The organism is Pantoea vagans (assembly GCF_004792415.1).
GTDB lineage: Bacteria > Pseudomonadota > Gammaproteobacteria > Enterobacterales > Enterobacteriaceae > Pantoea > Pantoea vagans.
Window position 1 is genome coordinate 175,710 of sequence record NZ_CP038853.1, and the last position, 18,888, is coordinate 194,597.

The 18,888-nt window shown below is 54.8% G+C and carries 20 protein-coding genes; 9 read left to right on the forward strand and 11 right to left on the reverse strand.

Annotated features, from left to right (window positions below; all coding sequences use genetic code 11):
- Positions 1-49 precede the first annotated feature (49 nt).
- The 6 genes from cpxP (at position 50) to EGO56_RS00880 (ending at position 5,580) form a co-directional block, all read left to right on the forward strand.
- Positions 50-559, forward strand: a complete 510-nt coding sequence (cpxP, locus tag EGO56_RS00855; RefSeq protein ID WP_135907456.1) for a cell-envelope stress modulator CpxP — start codon at positions 50-52, stop codon at positions 557-559.
- A gap of 455 nt (positions 560-1,014) precedes the next feature.
- Entirely contained in the window at positions 1,015-1,170 is a 156-nt protein-coding gene (locus EGO56_RS00860) for a con-10 family general stress protein (protein WP_010258211.1), read from the forward strand.
- 236 nt (positions 1,171-1,406) lie between these two features.
- Positions 1,407-2,309 (forward strand): CDF family cation-efflux transporter FieF, encoded by a 903-nt coding sequence (gene fieF / locus EGO56_RS00865; RefSeq protein WP_135907457.1) that lies wholly within the window; start codon positions 1,407-1,409, stop codon positions 2,307-2,309.
- 207 nt (positions 2,310-2,516) lie between these two features.
- Positions 2,517-3,479: a 6-phosphofructokinase gene (gene pfkA, locus EGO56_RS00870; protein ID WP_003851263.1), complete on the forward strand. Its 963-nt coding sequence runs from the start codon at positions 2,517-2,519 to the stop codon at positions 3,477-3,479.
- Between the two features lie 144 nt (positions 3,480-3,623).
- The gene (locus tag EGO56_RS00875; RefSeq protein ID WP_013359480.1) at positions 3,624-4,613 is read left to right on the forward strand and encodes a sulfate ABC transporter substrate-binding protein; all 990 of its coding nucleotides are present in this window, start codon (positions 3,624-3,626) and stop codon (positions 4,611-4,613) included.
- Positions 4,614-4,773: 160 nt separating this feature from the next.
- Positions 4,774-5,580: a CDP-diacylglycerol diphosphatase gene (locus tag EGO56_RS00880; RefSeq protein WP_135907458.1), complete on the forward strand. Its 807-nt coding sequence runs from the start codon at positions 4,774-4,776 to the stop codon at positions 5,578-5,580.
- On the opposite strand, the gene tpiA is transcribed toward EGO56_RS00880, so the two are convergent.
- Positions 5,577-6,344 (reverse strand): triose-phosphate isomerase, encoded by a 768-nt coding sequence (gene tpiA, locus EGO56_RS00885; RefSeq protein WP_010258199.1) that lies wholly within the window; start codon positions 6,342-6,344, stop codon positions 5,577-5,579. The genes EGO56_RS00880 and tpiA overlap by 4 nt on opposite strands.
- A 120-nt stretch (positions 6,345-6,464) precedes the next feature.
- Positions 6,465-7,055, reverse strand: coding sequence for a DUF1454 family protein (locus EGO56_RS00890; protein WP_135907459.1), 591 nt, complete (start codon positions 7,053-7,055; stop codon positions 6,465-6,467).
- A 98-nt stretch (positions 7,056-7,153) separates the two neighbouring features.
- Here EGO56_RS00890 and EGO56_RS00895 point away from each other — a divergent pair, with 98 nt between their 5' ends.
- Positions 7,154-7,588, forward strand: coding sequence for a DUF805 domain-containing protein (locus EGO56_RS00895; RefSeq protein ID WP_135907460.1), 435 nt, complete (start codon positions 7,154-7,156; stop codon positions 7,586-7,588).
- Here EGO56_RS00895 and fpr read toward each other — a convergent pair.
- On the reverse strand, positions 7,579-8,325 hold the full coding sequence (fpr, locus tag EGO56_RS00900) for a ferredoxin--NADP(+) reductase (protein ID WP_135907461.1): 747 nt from the start codon (positions 8,323-8,325) through the stop codon (positions 7,579-7,581). The genes EGO56_RS00895 and fpr overlap by 10 nt on opposite strands.
- 273 nt (positions 8,326-8,598) lie before the next feature.
- Here fpr and emrD point away from each other — a divergent pair, with 273 nt between their 5' ends.
- Positions 8,599-9,792, forward strand: a complete 1,194-nt coding sequence (gene emrD / locus EGO56_RS00905; RefSeq protein WP_013359474.1) for a multidrug efflux MFS transporter EmrD — start codon at positions 8,599-8,601, stop codon at positions 9,790-9,792.
- Here emrD and glpX read toward each other — a convergent pair.
- The 3 genes from glpX to EGO56_RS00920 form a co-directional block, all read right to left on the reverse strand.
- Positions 9,782-10,792 (reverse strand): class II fructose-bisphosphatase, encoded by a 1,011-nt coding sequence (gene glpX, locus EGO56_RS00910; RefSeq protein ID WP_033734468.1) that lies wholly within the window; start codon positions 10,790-10,792, stop codon positions 9,782-9,784. The genes emrD and glpX overlap by 11 nt on opposite strands.
- Positions 10,793-10,888: 96 nt before the next feature.
- Positions 10,889-12,400 carry a glycerol kinase GlpK gene (gene glpK / locus EGO56_RS00915; RefSeq protein ID WP_135907462.1) on the reverse strand — a complete coding sequence of 504 codons (1,512 nt, stop codon included), beginning with the start codon at positions 12,398-12,400 and terminating at the stop codon, positions 10,889-10,891.
- A 30-nt stretch (positions 12,401-12,430) separates the two neighbouring features.
- Entirely contained in the window at positions 12,431-13,285 is an 855-nt protein-coding gene (locus EGO56_RS00920) for an MIP/aquaporin family protein (RefSeq protein ID WP_013359471.1), read from the reverse strand.
- Positions 13,286-13,690: 405 nt separating this feature from the next.
- Here EGO56_RS00920 and zapB point away from each other — a divergent pair, with 405 nt between their 5' ends.
- Positions 13,691-13,930 (forward strand): cell division protein ZapB, encoded by a 240-nt coding sequence (gene zapB, locus EGO56_RS00925; RefSeq protein ID WP_003851242.1) that lies wholly within the window; start codon positions 13,691-13,693, stop codon positions 13,928-13,930.
- 53 nt (positions 13,931-13,983) lie between these two features.
- Here zapB and rraA read toward each other — a convergent pair whose 3' ends face one another.
- The 5 genes from rraA to cytR form a co-directional block, all read right to left on the reverse strand.
- Positions 13,984-14,469, reverse strand: coding sequence for a ribonuclease E activity regulator RraA (gene rraA / locus EGO56_RS00930; protein ID WP_009088032.1), 486 nt, complete (start codon positions 14,467-14,469; stop codon positions 13,984-13,986).
- Positions 14,470-14,627: 158 nt separating this feature from the next.
- The gene (gene hslU, locus EGO56_RS00935) at positions 14,628-15,965 is read right to left on the reverse strand and encodes an HslU--HslV peptidase ATPase subunit (RefSeq protein ID WP_013359469.1); all 1,338 of its coding nucleotides are present in this window, start codon (positions 15,963-15,965) and stop codon (positions 14,628-14,630) included.
- A 10-nt stretch (positions 15,966-15,975) separates the two neighbouring features.
- Entirely contained in the window at positions 15,976-16,506 is a 531-nt protein-coding gene (hslV, locus tag EGO56_RS00940; RefSeq protein ID WP_003851234.1) for an ATP-dependent protease subunit HslV, read from the reverse strand.
- Between the two features lie 88 nt (positions 16,507-16,594).
- Complete coding sequence (ftsN, locus tag EGO56_RS00945; RefSeq protein WP_135907463.1) at positions 16,595-17,629, reverse strand: cell division protein FtsN; 1,035 nt, start codon at positions 17,627-17,629, stop codon at positions 16,595-16,597.
- 152 nt (positions 17,630-17,781) lie between these two features.
- Positions 17,782-18,819 (reverse strand): DNA-binding transcriptional regulator CytR, encoded by a 1,038-nt coding sequence (cytR, locus tag EGO56_RS00950; protein ID WP_061061101.1) that lies wholly within the window; start codon positions 18,817-18,819, stop codon positions 17,782-17,784.
- Positions 18,820-18,888: the final 69 nt, after the last annotated feature.

Genomic DNA, 18,888 nt, shown 5'->3' on the forward strand with positions numbered 1-18,888 from the left:
GTACACTGGCTCTCGTTGAATCGCAAAACGGAACGAACTGGAGTACACGATGCGCAAATTAACCGCCGTCGTCCTTGCCTCAGCGATGGCTCTGAGTGTCGCCAGCGCAGGTGCTAAAGATGCGACGACGATTGACGAGATGCATCATGGCGGATTGCCGACAGGCAGTATGACGCAAAATCCGCAAAGCCACATGTTCGATGGTATCGAGCTGACTGAAGAGCAGCGTCAGCAGATGCGTGACCTGATGCAACAGGCCCGACATGAGCGCCCGGTCGTTCATATTGATGATATCGCAGCACTACACGACTTAGTGACTGCAGACCAGTTTAACGAAGCGGCCATCCGCGCAAAGGCGGAAGTCATCGCCAGAGTTCAGGTTGAACAGCAGGTTGAGATGGCGCGCGTACAGAATCAAATGTTTCAACTGCTAACGCCGGACCAGCAGGCCACGTTGCAGAAGAATTACCAGCGGCGACTTAATGAGCTGCGACAGTTTTCGAATCTGCATTCAGCGTCATCGCTGCAGGCAGTGAGTAGTACCAGCAGTAACCAGTAACATAGTATCCCTGTTTTCCTTGCCATAGACACATCCCTGTCTTCCCCCGCCATGATGGTGGGGGTTTTTTTTATCTTTTTTTCGCTTTTTTTAATTTGACTGGAATCATCACCACGCAACAAAACCTCCATTTTATTAGCGCTTGTTTAACGTTTGTTTGTCAGGCCCGATGATTATTGACTATTCAGGCCATAACGTAAATTTAAGCGTACCGGTAAGCATCTTAAGGTCCTTTAAATACTTTAAGCCACTGAAAATAATAGATTTATAACCTTATCATGTAAGCTTTTATCTTAACTTTCAACGCGTTGCTTTTCCCGCGTTACGCTTGCCGGTTCAGGCGCAACCTCTACACTTAATCCTGTCACTGAAGGGAAGTTAAGTGTCTTTGCGAAGTCTCAGGGAGCAGCAACCACATTATGTAGTCCTGAATGAATCTATTAACGGAGTAAGTTATGGCAGAGCATCGTGGTGGTTCAGGTAATTTCGCAGATAATCCGCAAAAAGCGTCTGAAGCAGGTAAGAAAGGCGGCCAGAGCAGCGGCGGCGGAAACTTCAAAAACGATCGTGAAAAAGCATCAGAAGCAGGGAAAAAGGGCGGCAAAAAGTAATCGCCGCGTATTTCTCAGCTCAGACCAGCCTATGACTGTGGTCTGACACTGATGTGTATGACACTTTGCCCCGTCCTCCCCGAGGTCGGGGCTTGTTTTTTATGCCTGCCAGGCTTTTGCAAAAGAGACTGAGCCATTGAATGACCCGCTAAGCACTGCCCGCCTCCTGGTGTTAAACTTTAGCCATTCTTTCATTTGAGTACGCATCGTCGCTGATGCTGCATAGGGAATCTGGCATGCAACCCTCTTATGGCCGACTGGTAAAGCGTGCTGCGCTGGCCGCCACCATTCTTGCATCTGTGCTGTTAATCGTGAAAATTTTTGCCTGGTGGTACACCGGTTCAGTGAGTTTGCTGGCCTCACTGGTGGACTCGCTGGTGGATATCGCTGCCTCGCTGACCAATCTGCTGGTGGTGCGTTATGCGCTGCAGCCTGCCGACGAAGATCACACGTTCGGGCACGGCAAAGCGGAGTCCCTGGCAGCACTGGCGCAAAGTATGTTTATCTCCGGCTCGGCGCTGTTTCTGTTTCTGACCAGCCTGCAGCATCTTGCCTCGCCCAGTGAGATGCGGGCACCCGGCGTCGGTATTGTGGTGACCGTTGTGGCACTGAGCTCAACGCTGGTGCTGGTCGCCTTTCAGCGCTGGGTGGTGCGTAAAACCCGCAGCCAGGCGATTCGGGCTGATATGCTGCACTATCAGTCGGACGTCATCATGAATGGTGCCATTCTGATCGCGCTGGTCCTGAGCAGCTATGGCTTTGCCCGGGCAGATGCCCTTTTTGCGCTGGGGATTGGCATTTTCATTCTCTACAGTGCGTTGCGTATGGGCTATGAGGCGGTGCAGTCATTGCTGGATCGCGCGCTACCGGAAGAGGAGCGACAGCAGATTCTGACGCTGGCGACAAACTGGCCACAGGTGCAGGGCGTCCACGATCTGCGAACCCGCCAGTCCGGCCCGACAAAATTTATTCAGCTACATCTGGAACTGGAAGACCAGTTGCCACTGGTGCAGGCACATCGGGTAGCCGATCAGGTTGAGAAGGCGTTACGCAAAGAATTTCCTGGGTCAGACGTAATTATCCATCAGGATCCCTGTTCTGTGGTACCGTTCGAGAGAGAAGATTCTTTAGGTTTTTAACGTAAATGAATCAAATCGATACGAAAGGAATGACGTAACGCTAACATTGCTGCAAAAAATAGTGAAAAGTTGTCTGACCTGAATCAATTCAGCAGCAAGCCTTTGATATACTATCTGCCATCACATGTCGCGCTAATCGTAAAATGACCTTCAGCAGCGATCGACAGGCAGGATTAACCCTTAGTTTTGAACAATCCAGAGGTTGTCATGATCAAAAAAATTGGTGTATTAACCAGCGGCGGTGACGCCCCAGGCATGAACGCAGCTATTCGTGGAGTGGTTCGTTCCGCGCTGAGTGAAGGACTGGAAGTTTTTGGGATCTATGACGGTTATCTGGGATTGTACGAAGATCGCATGATCAATCTTGATCGCTACAGCGTCTCCGACATGATTAATCGCGGCGGCACGTTCCTGGGCTCAGCGCGTTTCCCTGAGTTCCGTAATGAAGATGTGCGCCAGGTTGCCATTGAGAACATGAAAAAGCGCGGCATTGATGCGCTGGTTGTGATTGGTGGTGATGGTTCTTACATGGGTGCTAAGCGCCTGACTGAAATGGGCTTCCCCTGCATCGGTCTGCCAGGCACCATTGATAACGACGTGGCCGGAACGGATTACACCATCGGTTATTTCACTGCGCTGGAAACCGTGGTTGAAGCGATTGACCGCCTGCGTGATACCTCTTCTTCACATCAGCGTATTTCAATTGTTGAAGTGATGGGCCGCTATTGTGGTGATCTGACCCTGGCAGCGGCGATTGCCGGTGGCTGTGAGTTCATCGTCCTGCCAGAGTTCCCGTATACCCGCGAAGAGCTGGTGGCGGAAATCAAAGCGGGCATCGCCAAAGGTAAAAAGCACGCTATCGTGGCGATTACCGAACACATCTGCGATATCGACGATCTGGCGCGTTTCATTGAAACAGAAACCAAACGTGAAACCCGTTCGACCGTTCTGGGCCATATTCAGCGTGGCGGTGCACCTTGTGCGTATGACCGTATCCTGGCGTCACGCATGGGCGCTTACTCCATTGAACTGCTGATGCAGGGTTACGGCGGCCGTTGTGTGGGTATTCAGAACGAGAAGATGGTGCATCACGATATTGTCGACGCCATTGAAAACATGAAGCGTCCGTTCAAGCGCGACTGGCTGGACACCGCGAAAAAGCTCTATTAATTCCCCTGCGGGGGTGTGCTGCACAGCATGCCCCGGCATTCCCCTTCTATATTCCCCGCGGTTATAACAGCTTATTTTTAATTCTTTTAGCTCTGTAATGGTTTATGTCACGCTTAGCCCATAACGACATTGGGAGAGTGCGTAATGAACAAGTGGAGTATCGGCGTTACCCTGTTGCTGGCCTCAACCAGCGTGCTGGCGAAAGACATTCAGCTGTTAAACGTTTCCTACGATCCAACGCGTGAGCTGTACGAACAGTACAATAAAGCGTTCAGTGCGCACTACAAACAGGAAACCGGCGACAATGTCGTGGTCCGCCAGTCGCATGGTGGCTCTGGCAAGCAGGCGACCTCCGTGATTAACGGCATCCGCGCGGATGTGGTCACACTGGCGCTGCAATCCGATGTTGATGCCATTGCCGAACGTGGTCGCATTGATAAGAACTGGATCAAACGTCTGCCGGACAACTCTGCGCCTTACACCTCGACCATTGTCTTCCTGGTCCGTAAAGATAACCCTAAGGGTATCCATGACTGGAGTGACCTGACGAAGCCAGGCGTGTCCGTGATTACCCCTAACCCGAAAACGTCCGGCGGCGCACGCTGGAACTATCTGGCGGCCTGGGGCTGGGCACTGGATCATAACAACGGCGATCAGGCCAAAGCGCTGGCTTACGTCAGAGCGCTGTTTAAGAACGTTGAAGTACAGGATTCGGGTGCACGCGGCGCAACCAACACATTTGTTGAGCGCGGGATTGGTGATGTGCTGATCGCCTGGGAAAACGAAGCTTATCTGGCCGTTAACAAACTGGGCAAAGATAAGTTCGAGATTGTTACCCCGAGCGAATCGATTCTGGCTGAACCGACCGTGTCGGTGGTCGACAAAGTGGTGGATGAAAAGGGCACGCGTAAAGTCGCTGATGAGTATCTGAAATATCTCTACTCGCCAGAAGGCCAGACCATCGCTGCACAGAATTACTATCGTCCGCGTGATGCTGAAATCGCGAAGAAATTTGCCAGCACCTTTGCGCCAGTGAAGCTGTTTACCATTCAGGACAAGTTTGGTGGCTGGGCGCAGGCTCAGAAAGCCCACTTCGCCGATGGCGGCAGCTATGACGAGGTTATGAAACCATAATGTATTACGGTCAGCGCGTTCTGCGCTGACCGCTTATCCGCCTCTATCACGTCTTTTCTCTTCTCTGCCCAGCCGCCAGTTCATCAGCCCGAATTCCCCGTGACATTCTTTTTTCGCCAGGCGAGGATGCAGGCTGTTAAACCATTCAGGAAGCGTTGTTATGCCGACCAATCGTCGTGCAACCCGCCTGGTTGCCGTTCTGCTGGCGCTGGCTGTTGTGGGGATGCTGGCCGCCGCACTGCATTTCAAAAAGAACAGTGATGCACTCTGGCAGATCGTCAGCGAGAAATGCCTGCCTCATCAGCAAAGCAGCGGAGACCCTGCGCCCTGCCAGCGTGTCGACCAGCCGCATCGCTATGCCATGCTGAAAGATATGAACGGGCCGTTGCAGTATCTGCTGATCCCGCTCGACAAAATCACCGGCATCGAAAGCCCCCGGTTACTGCAACCCGCGACGCCCAACTATTTTGCCCTTGCGTGGCATGAACGAACTCTGCTTGCACAGCGACGCGGCTCACCCATTGCTGATCGGGTCCTGTCACTGGCGATCAATTCGCAATATGGCCGCACGCAGAATCAGCTCCATATTCATCTCTCCTGTCTGCGACCCGATGTGCGTCAGCAGCTGGATAAGCTGACGCCGCAGCTTAGCAGTCAATGGCAGGCGAGCACGCTGCGTAAGCACCGCTACTGGCTGCGAACCCTGACGGCAGATGAGCTGACTCAGCAGAGTGCCTTTATCCGTCTGGCCGATGAACGGCCTGAGGCACGGACAGAGATGGGGAAATATGGGCTGGCACTGGCTGAATTAAGCGATGGGAGACTGGTGTTAATGGCGATAGAGCGGAACTGGCTGCTGCTGAACAGTGGTTCGGCGGAGGAGTTGCAGGATCACGCCTGTGAGCTGATTGCGCCCATAAAAAAAGGCGGCTTAAGCGCCGCCTCTGACCGGAATGCTAATGCTTAAGCGCTTTTTGCAGCCGCCGCAGCTTTAACGATTACCGCGAAAGCATCTGCTTTCAGTGACGCACCGCCAACCAGCGCGCCATCGATGTCAGGCTGGGTGAACAGCTCAGCAGCGTTCTTGTCGTTCACTGAGCCGCCATACTGAATGATGACCTGTTCTGCGATAGCCGCATCTTTCTTCGCGATATGATCACGAATGAATTTGTGCACGGCCTGAGCCTGAGCAGGGGTCGCAGATTTGCCGGTACCAATGGCCCAGACGGGCTCATACGCGATAACCGCATCTTTGAACGCTTCAGCGCCCTGAGTTTCCAGAACGGCATCCAGCTGACGCGCGCAGACTTCTTCGGTTTTACCCGCTTCGTTTTCTGCTTCGGTTTCACCGATGCACAGCACCGGGACCAGGCCCACTGACTTCAGTACCGCGTATTTCTTCGCGATGAACTCGTCGCTCTCTTTGTGGTAAGTGCGGCGTTCTGAGTGACCGATAATGATATATTTCGCGCCGATATCTTTCAGCATTTCAGCGGAAACTTCACCGGTAAACGCGCCAGACAGGTTAACGTCCACGTTCTGCGCACCCAGTGCGATGTGGCTACCGGAGATGGCGTGTTTTGCCTGCTCGAGATAGAGCGCTGGCGGTGCAATGGCGACGCCACAACCCTCAACGCCAGAGAGTTCCTTGCGCAGACCGGCGATCAGTTCAGCTGTGATCTGCTTGCTGCCATTCAACTTCCAGTTACCCATAACCAGTGGATGTCGCATTCTATCCTCCGCATAACGCGATACATGAAAAATCGCTGCCAGCCGGCAGCGTTGTCTGCCAGACAGTATAGAGATCAAATGTAGTGATGGCTTTGCTTTTCGTCATTTTCAGCCACATCATCAGGGGCTCGCGAGCGCCAGTTTGACCGGTTCGGCCGCGAAGGTCAGCCCCTTGTCACCGTTGTCAGCGACCACAAAACGCAGTGCGCCGTCGACCTGCGCAAAGTAGGGTAAATCCTTACCTTCCTTCAGCAGACCCTCCAGCTTTTTGCGCCCCTCGTCAGCACTTAATCCCGGTACAAAGAAGCGCAGCATGGCGGTCATGTAGGCCAGTGCTTTTTGCTGTGAGGCGCTCTGGTCCGGGCCAGGCAGTGGCAGCCAGGTAATCTGCAGCGTCTTGATTTTGCCGGTGCCGGGCTCCAGCGCGGTAGAGGCATAGAGCGTTTCATTGATTTTGCTGGCGGCGCGCGTCAGGTTGCTTTTATCACCCCGATTATCAATAGCGCGATACTCCGGCAGCATCAGCGCTGCATTAGCCAGATTATATTTTTCGCGAAACTGGCCGATAGTCATATCAAAGGTGGGAGCGCCCGCCAGCAGATAAGGCGCGGTGGGCAACGCATCCGGCCGTTCCTGCGGTGGCGGATCGGCGGCAAAGACCGGAACCGTCAGCGCAAACGATAACAGCAGTGCGCCAGGCAAATTCTTCATTTTGTCGATCCTAACCCGTAAACTCAGGCGCAAATTAAAACGGTTTTTATCCGCGAGGTCAAAAGCGCGGCGGTTCTCTTCTCTCTGGATGATAATGCATGACGTTACAACAATGGTGTTTTTCCTGGCGCGGCCGGCTGGGACGACGTGATTTCTGGATCTGGCAGGCGGTCTGGTTGCTGACCACGACACTGTTATTCGTCTTAGCGGCAAACGACTGGATTGATACTCAGATGGCGGCCTTTGGCGTGGTCTGCCTGCTGTGGCCCGCCAGCGCGGTTATGGTTAAACGGCTGCACGATCGTAACCGACGCGGCTACTGGGGATTTCTGGTGATTCTGGTCTGGCTGCTGGTGGCGGGAAACTGGAGCATGCTGGGGGGGATTCTGCCCTGGCTGCTGGGCCGCGCCATTCCGTTTATGTTGATAGCTGGCCTGCTGCTCGATCTCGGCGTCTTCCGCGGTACCCCCGGCGCTAACCGGTTTGGTACCGCGACGCAGCCGGTGCGATACCGGCAAACGGCTCACCAGTAATGTTCACTGGTGATATGGCCTGGCTTACGCTTCAGGTGTTTGCGCATCTCGCGCGTCTCTTTCAGTAACTGCTGCGTATCACGCACCATCTGCGGGTTGCCGCACAGCATCACATGGCTGCTGTCGGCATCCAGCGTTAATCCGGTGGCACGCTCCAGCTCGCCATTTTCGATCAGCGCCGGAACCCGGCCCGTCAGCGAACCGGGGATCGCTTCACGACTCACTACCGTCTGGATGTGCAATTTACCGTGATAGCGCTGCTGCAGCTGCTGCATCATCGGCAAAAAGCTCAGGTCAGCCGCATAGCGCGCAGCATGCACCAGCACGATGTTTTCAAAGCGATCCAGCCCTTCGCCCTGCTGGAGTATCGACAGGTAGGGACCAATCGCGGTACCGGTTGCCAGCATCCATAAGGTTTTGCACTCCGGGACTTCATCCAGCACAAAGAATCCCGCGGCTTCTTTGGTAACCATCACCTGATCGCCCGGCTGAAGTGCCTGCAGATGCGGACTCAGCTTGCCGTCTGGCACTGTAACCAGATAAAACTCCAGCAGGTCATCTTTCGGCGCATTAACGTAGGAGTAAGCGCGCTGCACTCGCTCACCGTCGATTTCCAGCGCCAGCTTGGCAAATTGCCCGGCGATAAAGGGATCGATGGGCGCTTTTACCCGGAGACTGAACAGTGCATCCGTCCAGTTTTTGACTTCCTTTACTTCACCATTGACCCACTCAGCCATAATCACTCCCTGGTTGTTGATTATTCAGGCAGGTCACTATTTTCGCGACTCGCCGGTGAGATTGCCAGCCTGCGACCTGGCAAAGGCTCTAATCGACAAACTGTTGCTTTGTCTTTACAGGCTGGCGCATAAACTTGACAGGCGCAAGCCGGGACCTTTTCGCTTACCTCTCGCTTTGTCATCTAATCCTGATATTTTGCCCGCCATAACAAGATGACTGGCGGGTGAACCGCTGTTTTAACCTCCTTTCACAGAAAGAAATTTTGCATAATCATGATTAGTAAACTGGAAAATCGCCCACTGCTGGTGATGCTCATTGTGCTGGTGGCTGTCGGGCAGATGGCACAGACTATCTACGTCCCGGCGATGTCGGTGATGGCGGATGCCCTGAATGTGCGGGATGGCGCGCTGCAGCGTGTGATGGCGGCTTATCTTATGACCTATGGCGGATCCCAGCTGATCTACGGTCCGCTGTCAGACAGCGTGGGCCGTCGTCCGGTGATCCTGGCGGGCATGATGATCTTTATGATCGGCGCAATTACGGCTCTGATGGCGACATCACTCGATATGCTGGTGCTCGGCAGTGCTATTCAGGGACTGGGAACCGGCGTGGCAGGCGTAATGGCCCGTACCATGCCGCGCGATCTCTACGAGGGTCACGCGCTGCGCCGCGCTAACAGCCTGCTTAATATGGGCATTCTGGTCAGCCCGCTGCTGGCGCCGGTGATTGGCGCACTGCTGACCCAGCTCTTTGGCTGGCACGCCTGCTTTGCTTTTCTGCTGCTGCTCTGTCTGGCGGTGACCGGTTCCATGGCGCGCTGGCTGCCGGAGACCCGGCCGCAGAGTGCGGAAGTGACCCCTTTCTTTAAACGTTATGCCCGCCTGCTCAGCGACGCGAATTTCGTCCGCTACATCGTGCTGCTGATTGGCGCGCTGGCCGGGATTGCGGTCTTTGAGTCGAGCTGTGGCGTTCTGCTGGGCGGCGTGCTTGGCCTGCACAGCCTCACCGTCAGCATCCTGTTCATCCTGCCGATTCCGGCGGCGTTCTTCGGTGCCTGGTTTGCCGGGCGTGAGCAGGGTTCATGGCACAGCCTGATGTGGTGGGGAGTGAATAGCTGCCTGCTGGCGGGCATTCTGATGTGGATCCCGGCGTGGTTCGGCGTGATGAATATCTGGACGCTGCTGGTCCCCGCCGCGCTGTTCTTCTTTGGTGCCGGTATGCTGTTTCCGCTGGCGACCTCAGGCGCGATGGAGCCGTATGCGTGGCTGGCGGGTAGCGCGGGCGCACTGATTGGCGGCATGCAGAATCTGGGATCGGGGCTGGTGGCGTGGCTCTCAGCCATGATGCCGCAGCGCGATCAGTTCAGCCTTGGCATGCTGATGTTCTTTACCGCGCTGGTGATGCTGCTCTGCTGGTTGCCGCTCTCACGTCAGCCGGAGCGCGGCAACCAGCCGGTTACAGGATAAACGGATGGAGCGCCGGATCTTTACGGTCGAGATAGTGAATCGACTGGATGCGGCGAATGGTGCGTGATTTACCGCGAATCAGCAGCGTTTCGCTGGTGGCAATATTGCCCTGACGCGTAATGCCTTTCAGTAGTTCGCCACTGGTAATGCCGGTGGCGGCAAACACCACGTTGTCGTTGCGCGCCATCTCACCCAGCGTCAGCTTTTTACCTGCTTCAATTCCCATCTCTGCACAGCGCTGCAGCTCCTGCTCACCGAGCCGACGGTTTTCAGCGCTGTCGCCTTTCACATGATGACGTGCCAGCAACCGGCCCTGCATATCGCCGTCCAGTGCACGGATCACCGCCGCAGAGACCACGCCTTCCGGTGCGCCACCAATGCCATACATCACATCCACTTCGCTGTCCGGCATGCAGGTCAGAATCGAGGCTGCGACGTCGCCATCCGGGAAGGTAAATACCCGCACGCCCAGCTGCTGCAGCTGGCTAATCACCGCATCGTGACGCGGCTTTGCCAGAATCGATACGGTCAGCTGCGACAGCGGCTTGTTCATCGCTATTGCGATATTACGCAGGTTGGTTTCCAGCGGCAGGTCGAGGTCGATCGCACCATGCGCTGCCGGACCGACAATCAGCTTCTCCATGTACATGTCAGGGGCGTGCAGAAAGCTGCCTTTATCGCCGACGGCCATCACGGCCAGTGCGTTAGCCTGGCCAAGCGCCGTCATGCGGGTGCCTTCGATCGGATCGACAGCAATATCGACCGCATCGCCGCGACCGGTACCGACTTTTTCGCCAATATAGAGCATTGGCGCTTCGTCGATTTCGCCTTCACCGATCACAATCTGACCGTCAATTTCAATGGAGTTCAGGACATGACGCATGGCATGGACTGCCGCACCGTCAGCCGCATTTTTGTCGCCGCGTCCTAACCAGTGATAGCCTGCCAGGGCGGCAGCTTCGGTTACGCGGGAAAATTCAATGGCAAGTTCTCGTTTCATGGCATCTACCTGACAAAAAACCGGCAGGCAGTGTATCACAGCGGGGCAGAGGGGCGGGGAAAAGGCCCGCGACCGCCATCGTCGCGGGCACAGAGATTACTCCTGGTCTTCCCACGCCTGTGCGCGGGCAACCGCTTTTTTCCAGCCGGCATAGCGGAAGTTACGCTCGGTGGTTTCCAGGCTTGGACGGAACTCACGCTCAATAACCGCTTTAGCGCGCACTTCATCCAGATCCTGCCAGAAGCCGACAGCCAGACCCGCCAGATAGGCAGAACCCAGCGCGGTGACTTCACGCACTTCCGGACGCTCAACGCGGGTGCCGAGGATGTCAGCCTGGAACTGCATCAGGAAGTTGTTGGACACCGCACCACCGTCCACACGCAGCGCCTGCAGGCGAGTGTTGGCATCGTTCTGCATCGCTTCCAGCACGTCACGCGTCTGATAAGCGATCGACTCCAGCGTCGCGCGGATGATGTGGTTAGAGTTTGCGCCGCGCGTCAGACCGAAGATTGCGCCACGGGCATACGGGTCCCAGTAAGGTGCACCCAGGCCGGTGAAAGCAGGCACCATGTAAACGCCGTTGGTGTCTTTCACTTTCATTGCGAAGTATTCAGAGTCAGCCGCTTCACTGATCAGCTTCATTTCATCACGCAGCCACTGAATAGAAGCACCACCGATGAATACGGCACCTTCCAGCGCATAGTTCACTTCACCGCGCGGGCCACAGGCGATAGTGGTCAGCAGGCCATGGGTCGAGGTCACCGCTTCAGTACCGGTGTTCATCAGCATAAAGCAGCCGGTGCCGTAGGTATTTTTCGCCATGCCAGGCTGTACACACAGCTGGCCATACAGCGCGGCCTGCTGGTCGCCGGCAATACCGGCGATAGGAATACGTGTACCGCCTTTACCACCAATGTTGGTCTGACCGTAGACTTCAGAAGAAGACTTCACTTCCGGCAGCATTTCACGCGGGATATCCAGGATATCCAGCATGCGCTGATCCCACTCCAGCTTGTGAATGTTAAACATCATGGTACGTGAGGCGTTGGTATAGTCGGTGATGTGAACGCGGCCCTGAGTCATTTTCCAGACCAGCCAGGTATCAACGGTACCGAACAGCAGCTCGCCACGTTTTGCACGCTCACGTGAGCCTTCAACGTGATCCAGGATCCACTTCACTTTTGTCCCGGAGAAGTAAGGGTTAATCACCAGACCCGTCGTGTGCTGGATATACTCTTCCAGACCCTCCTTCTTCAGTTTGTTACAGTAGTCGGCGGTGCGGGGATCCTGCCAGACGATGGCGTTATAGATAGGTTTGCCGGTCTCTTTTTCCCAGACGATAGCGGTTTCGCGCTGGTTAGTGATACCGATAGCCGCAATCTCATCAGAGCGAATGTCGGCATGGGCCAGCACTTCAACCAGCGTAGAGCTTTGTGAAGCCCAGATATCCATTGGATCATGCTCAACCCAACCCGCTTTCGGGTAGATCTGAGTAAATTCGCGCTGCGATACCGCAATGATATTGGAATCGTGGTCGAGAACGACAGCGCGTGAGCTGGTTGTGCCCTGATCGAGCGCGACAATATATTTTTTATCTGTGGTAGTCATAAATTCAGTCCTGATGATAAAAGGTGAAACTTACGCTTTACGCTGCTGAGCGCGTGCAACCGGTTTGTCTGCTGGAATTTTTGCAGGTTCTTTAGCGGCACCTGGCAGGTAGCGGCCAATCAGGGTGCGATAACCGACTGCACCCAGGCAGGCACCGACCAGCGGGCCAAAAATAGGGACCAGGAAGTAAGGAATATCCTTACCACCTGTGAAGGCAACGTTACCCCAGCCAGCGAAGAAGGCGAACAGCTTAGGTCCGAAATCACGAGCCGGGTTAAGGGCGAAGCCGGTCAGAGGACCCATTGAACCACCAATGACCGCGACCAGCAGACCGATTAACAGCGGTGCCATCGGCCCACGCGGTACACCGTTGCCATCGTCGGTCAGTGCCATAATCACTGCCATCAGCACGGCAGTAATCACCATCTCGACCAGGAACGCCTGACCTACGCTGATGTGAGGGTTAGGATAGGTTGAGAAGATACCCGCCAGATCCAGACTCTGAACCGTACCGCGTACCATCTGATGACTTTGTTCGTAATCGAAAAAGAGGCTGTAGTAGAGGCCATAAACCAGCGCGGCCGCGCAGAATGCCCCGGCGATTTGCGCCAGAATAAACGGCACCACTTTACGGCCTTCGAAGTTGGCAAACAGGCAGAGCGCAACCGTAACGGCAGGGTTCAGATGCGCACCTGATACCCCAGCGGTAAGATAGACAGCCATTGAGACGGCTAAGCCCCAGATAATGCAGATTTCCCACTGACCGAAGGCGGCACCGGCGAGTTTCAGTGCAGCCACACAGCCTGCGCCGAAGAAAATAATCAAGCCTGTCCCCAGAAATTCGGCAATACACTGACCTTTGAGCGTGTTAGTTGTCTGACTCATAATAGTGGTTCCTGAAGCGAGGTTAAATTTTATCAGTTTTTGTTCTCAGTCCATGAGGCACCCAGCTTTTATGTAGGGCTGATGTGAATTTATCGTTAACGAACATAAACGAGAAATAGCGAAATCGTTTTTTGTGTACTGTGTCATAAAAATGCGCGTTTTCGCGTATTCTGGCTTTCTTAACCCATTATTCGCGCCTCATTACAGCGATAACGGGCCAGTGCCGGAACGCAGCTTCAGTAAGCGCAGCGTAAATTCAGGGATTGGCTGAAAAGTGTTACAGACTACGCCCGCAAAGGCCGCGTTGCTGGACTTGCGGGGTGAGGCTACATACAATCGGGACAACGTTGCTGGCTTAAGCTGGCATCATCAACGCCTTGCAGGAATTTAGGAGAGGTCAGAAAGATGTCATTTGAAGTGTTTGAGAAACTGGAAGCGAAAGTACAGCAGGCGATTGATACCATCACCCTGTTGCAGATGGAAATCGAAGAGCTGAAAGAGCAGAACAACTCACTGCGTAACGATGCGCAACAAGTCGCGGGCAACCACGATGCGCTGATGCGTGAAAATCAGCACCTGAAAGAAGAGCAGCACGTATGGCAGGAACGTCTGCGTGCCTTGCTGGGAAAAATGGAAGAGGTTTGAAGCCTCAGCTGATGTGAAAAACGGGTGCTCAGGCACCCGTTTTCATGTCTGGCCTATTCGAGGTCCAGCGCATCCTCTGACAGAATGATACCGGTGTTATCGGCATAGAGATGGTCGCCGGAGAAGAAGGTGACGCCGCCGAAATTGACGCGCACATCGCTTTCGCCAATCCCTTCACCCGCAGCGCCTGCCGGAATCGCGGCAATGGCCTGAATGCCAATCTCAAGCTCTTCCAGCTCATCAACCTGGCGTACCGAACCGTAAATCACCAGGCCTTCCCACTCGTTGGTTGCCGCCAGACGTGCCAGCTGCGCATCGACCAGCGCACGACGCACGGAGCCGCCGCCATCGATCACCAGGACGCGACCCCGGCCATTCTCTTCCAGCAGATCGTAGAGTAAGCCGTTGTCTTCAAAGCATTTCACTGTGGTAATCTGACCACCGAATGAAGTGCGCCCACCAAAGTTTGAAAAAAGCGGTTCAACAACATTCACTTCTTCATGGTAGATATCGCAGAGTTCAGATGTATCGTATTTCATAGGGGTTTCGTCTGTTTGCCACAGGAAGGGTAAGTATATCGCTATATGCAGATTGTTGGCAAAATCATCAGTATGAAAAAAGCATCGTTCGATCAAGAACATGCATAAAAAAGCCCAGCCGGATAGGCTGGGCTTCTGAAAAGCGCTGATTCAGTGAATCAGAGAATGAAGCGGCTAAGGTCTTCGTCAGCCACCAGTTCATCCAGATGTTTACCGACATAATCAGCATCGATGGTCACGGATTCACCGTGACGATCGCTGGCGTCATACGAGATATCTTCCATCAGACGTTCCAGCACGGTATGCAGACGACGCGCACCAATGTTTTCGGTGGTTTCGTTGACCTGCCATGCGGCTTCAGCGATCCGGCGGATACCCTCTTCGGTGAACTCAATGTTCACGCCCTCGGTATTCATCAGCGCTTTGTATTGTACGGTGATGGAGGCATTCGGCTCAGTCAGGATGCGCTGGAAATCATTTACGGTCAGCGCCTGCAGCTCTACACGGATTGGCAGACGACCCTGCAGTTCCGGAATCAGATCGGAAGGGCTGGCCACCTGGAACGCGCCTGAGGCGATAAACAGAATGTGGTCAGTTTTCACCATGCCATGCTTGGTCGAAACGGTACAGCCTTCAACCAGCGGCAGCAGGTCACGCTGAACACCTTCGCGAGAAACATCCGGGCCGCCGGCATTCTGGCCGCCGCGCTTACAGATTTTATCGATCTCATCGATAAACACGATACCGTGCTGTTCAACGGCATCAATCGCGTCCTGCTTAAGTTCTTCAGGGTTAACCAGTTTTGCCGCTTCTTCTTCGATCAGCAGCTTCATCGCTTCTTTGATCTTCAGCTTACGGGCTTTCTGCTTCTGACCGCCGAGGTTCTGGAACATCGACTGCAGCTGGCTGGTCATCTCTTCCATGCCAGGAGGCGCCATGATCTCAACACCAGGCGCGCTGGCGGCCAGATCGATCTCAATCTCTTTATCGTCCAGCTGGCCTTCGCGCAGCTTTTTGCGGAACGACTGGCGCGCCGCAGACGGCTCAGCGCTCTGCTCTGCCTGGCCCCAGTTGTTTTTCGCAGGCGGAATCAGCACATCGAGAATGCGCTCTTCGGCCATCTCTTCGGCACGGTATTTGTTCTTTTCAATCGCCTGACTGCGCACCATCTTAATGGCCGAATCGGTCAGATCACGAATGATAGAGTCCACTTCCTTACCGACATAACCCACTTCGGTAAATTTAGTCGCCTCAACTTTGATGAACGGTGCATTGGCCAGCTTAGCCAGACGACGCGCGATCTCGGTTTTACCGACACCGGTCGGACCGATCATCAGAATGTTTTTAGGGGTCACTTCATGACGCAGCTCTTCGTCGAGCTGCATGCGGCGCCAGCGGTTGCGCAGTGCAATCGCCACGGCGCGCTTGGCGCTGTCCTGGCCGATGATAAAGCGGTTCAGTTCGCTGACGATTTCGCGTGGAGTCATCTCAGACATATTTATACCCTTACGCCTTAGACGTTAATTCTTCGAAATTAACGTTGTGGTTAGTGTAGATGCAGATATCACCCGCGATATTCAGCGACTTTTCGACGATGTCGCGTGCGCCCATTTCGGTATTCTCCAGCAGCGCACGTGCTGCTGCCTGGGCGAAAGGCCCACCGGAGCCGATGGCGATTAGATCGTTTTCAGGCTGGATGACATCACCGTTACCGCTGATGATCAGAGAAGCTGACTCATCCGCGACGGCCAGCAAGGCTTCAAGGCGACGCAGCATACGGTCAGTACGCCAGTCTTTCGCCAGTTCCACCGCGGCTTTCACCAGATGGCCCTGATGCATTTCCAGTTTACGTTCGAAAAGTTCAAACAGGGTGAAGGCGTCTGCGGTGCCGCCAGCAAATCCGGCAATCACCTTATCGTTGTATAAACGACGCACTTTTTTAACGTTGCCTTTCATCACGGTATTGCCGAGCGTAGCCTGGCCATCACCGCCAATCACTACCTGGCCGTTGCGTCGTACACTTACTATTGTTGTCACGGGCAGACCCCTTGTTGCAGTCGGAAAAGGACTCCGCGCACGGGGCGCGGAGTATCATGCAACAGATATGGGGCGGGTTTGACGGGTTTCAACCCCCGACGGAGAGTGGAATACAGCTGGAGTGTCCGGAACTGCGCAGGCGTTTCAGGGTGCTGTCAGCGGATGCGCGGTCTTTATACGGACCGATAACCACACGATTCCAGCCGCCACCGGTCGTAATACGGCTTTCAAAGCCTTCAAAGGCTAAGCCTGCACGCACCGATTCCGCCTGGTCAGTGCCTTTGAACGAACCACACTGCACCATCCAGCGCTGCGAAGAAGCTTTCTCCGCTGGTTTCGCCTTTGCTGTCTCCTGCGGTTTAGACTGTACGTCCGGTTCCCGCGTAATGGGGGCAGGCTGCGACTGGCGCTGTACGTTTTGCTGCTGCTGCTGCTGCTGCTGCTGACGTTGCTGTTGCTGTAATTGCTGCTGTTGCTGTTGCTGTTGCTGACGCTGTTGTTGTTGCTGCAACTGCTGCTGGCGTTGCTGTTGCTGCTGGGCCTGCAACTGCTGACGCTGTTGCTGAACCTGTTGTTGTTGCTGATGTTGCAGTTGCTGCTGCTGTTGTTGCTGAACCTGCTGCTGCTGACGTTGCAGCTGTTGCAACTGCTGCTGATGCTGCAGCGTCTGCTGACGTTGCGCCGGCGTCTGTTCGTTCCACGGCACTTCGTTGAGCTGCGTCGGCTGCTGACGCATATCAGCCTGCATTTGCTCCAGCAACTGGCGCTGCTCGTCGGTCAGCTGTGTCTGCGACTTCACTTCGCCACCCGAAGAGGGTTCGATAGGCGTCGGCACGGTGACCTGACGGTTCTCCAGCTCTTTAATATATTTCCAGCGCTCTTCTGGCTTCGGCGGCAAGCCATTGCCGTTGGCTTTATGATCCGTAATGACTGGCACGTCTTCTTTCTTGTGATGCGCCAGGAACCATAAACCACCGGCAAAGGTCACCAACACTGCGACCGCCAGTACAATCATCAATTTAGATGTTCCCGAACCGCCTTTGCTCTTCTTGCCACGGCTGGGGCTTTTTTTGCGACGCGTCCCTGTTGAACGCCCGCGGCCTACGTAATCTTTTTGTGCCACTCTCGTTCTTATACCCTTCAAAAATAGTGCCAGTTGGGCGAAATGATGATTTTTACGCGCCCGGCAAGGAGTCCGCCATGTTACTCAAGGGTCGGAACTTTGACCAGCAGTGTTCGCTTTAAGAATCTACTGAAAAAACCAGACGAACAGGCTTATTTTTCACGCTTTTTTGCGCGCGCCGTACTGCCACGAATCGTTAAGCCGGCATCCAGCAACCGCGATCCGCTGATCACCCGTTTGCCATTTAACTCATCCAGCAGCAGCAGCATCGCTTCCCGACCAATCTGGTAGCGTGGCTGCGTCACCGTGGTCAGCGGCGGCTCGCAGTAACGTGACAGCTCAATGTCATCGAATCCCACTACAGAGAGATCCTCCGGTATCCGTAGTCCACAGCGTCTGGCCTGATTCATCGCCCCCAGCGCCATAATATCGCTGTGACAGAACAGGGCGCGTGGCGGTTGTGGCAGGGTCATCAGCTGATTCATGGCGGCAACGCCTGCTTCAAACGTGAAATCACCGCGCACAATATAGGTGGGATCGACCGTCAGCCCGCTGCGACGCATCGCCTGTACATAGCCCTGCAACCGATACTGACAGAGCGGCATCTCTTCCGGCCCGGCAATACAGGCGATCTGCGTGTGGCCTAACTGCAGTAAATGATTCACCGCTTCAAATGCGGCGGTCAGGTTATCGATGTGGACCGTGGGCAGCGACATTTCCGGCGCAAACTCATTCGCCATCACCATGGGCGGCAGGTTGCGTTGCTCATCAATGCTGGCATCAAAGGGCAACTGTGATCCGAGCAGCACCATGCCATCGATCTGTCGTGTGACCATCAGATTGAGAAAGGTTCGCTCCTGCTGATTCTGATGAGCGCAGTCACCAATCAGGACCAGATAGCCCTCTTCGGCTGCCGTGACTTCGACGCCACGAATGATTTCACTAAAGAAGGGATCGCAGATGTCAGGGACAATCACCAGGATGGTTCGCGTTTCGTTACGCCGCGCGTTGCGCGTTGGGCCGTGTGCTGCATAGCCGACGGCGGCAACGGCCTGCTCGACTTTCTGACGGGTCGCCGCAGAAACCTTCTCCGGATTCATCAGCGCACGCGATACGGTGGCGGTTGAGACGCCCGCGTGCTCCGCGACATCCTTCATCGTGGCGGCGGGCGGTTGTTGATTCTGCTCCAACACATGCTCCTGACGCGTTATGGCGCGTTCGATTCTGTTTTTGCCTGACCTGAAAGCAATCCGGGCAAC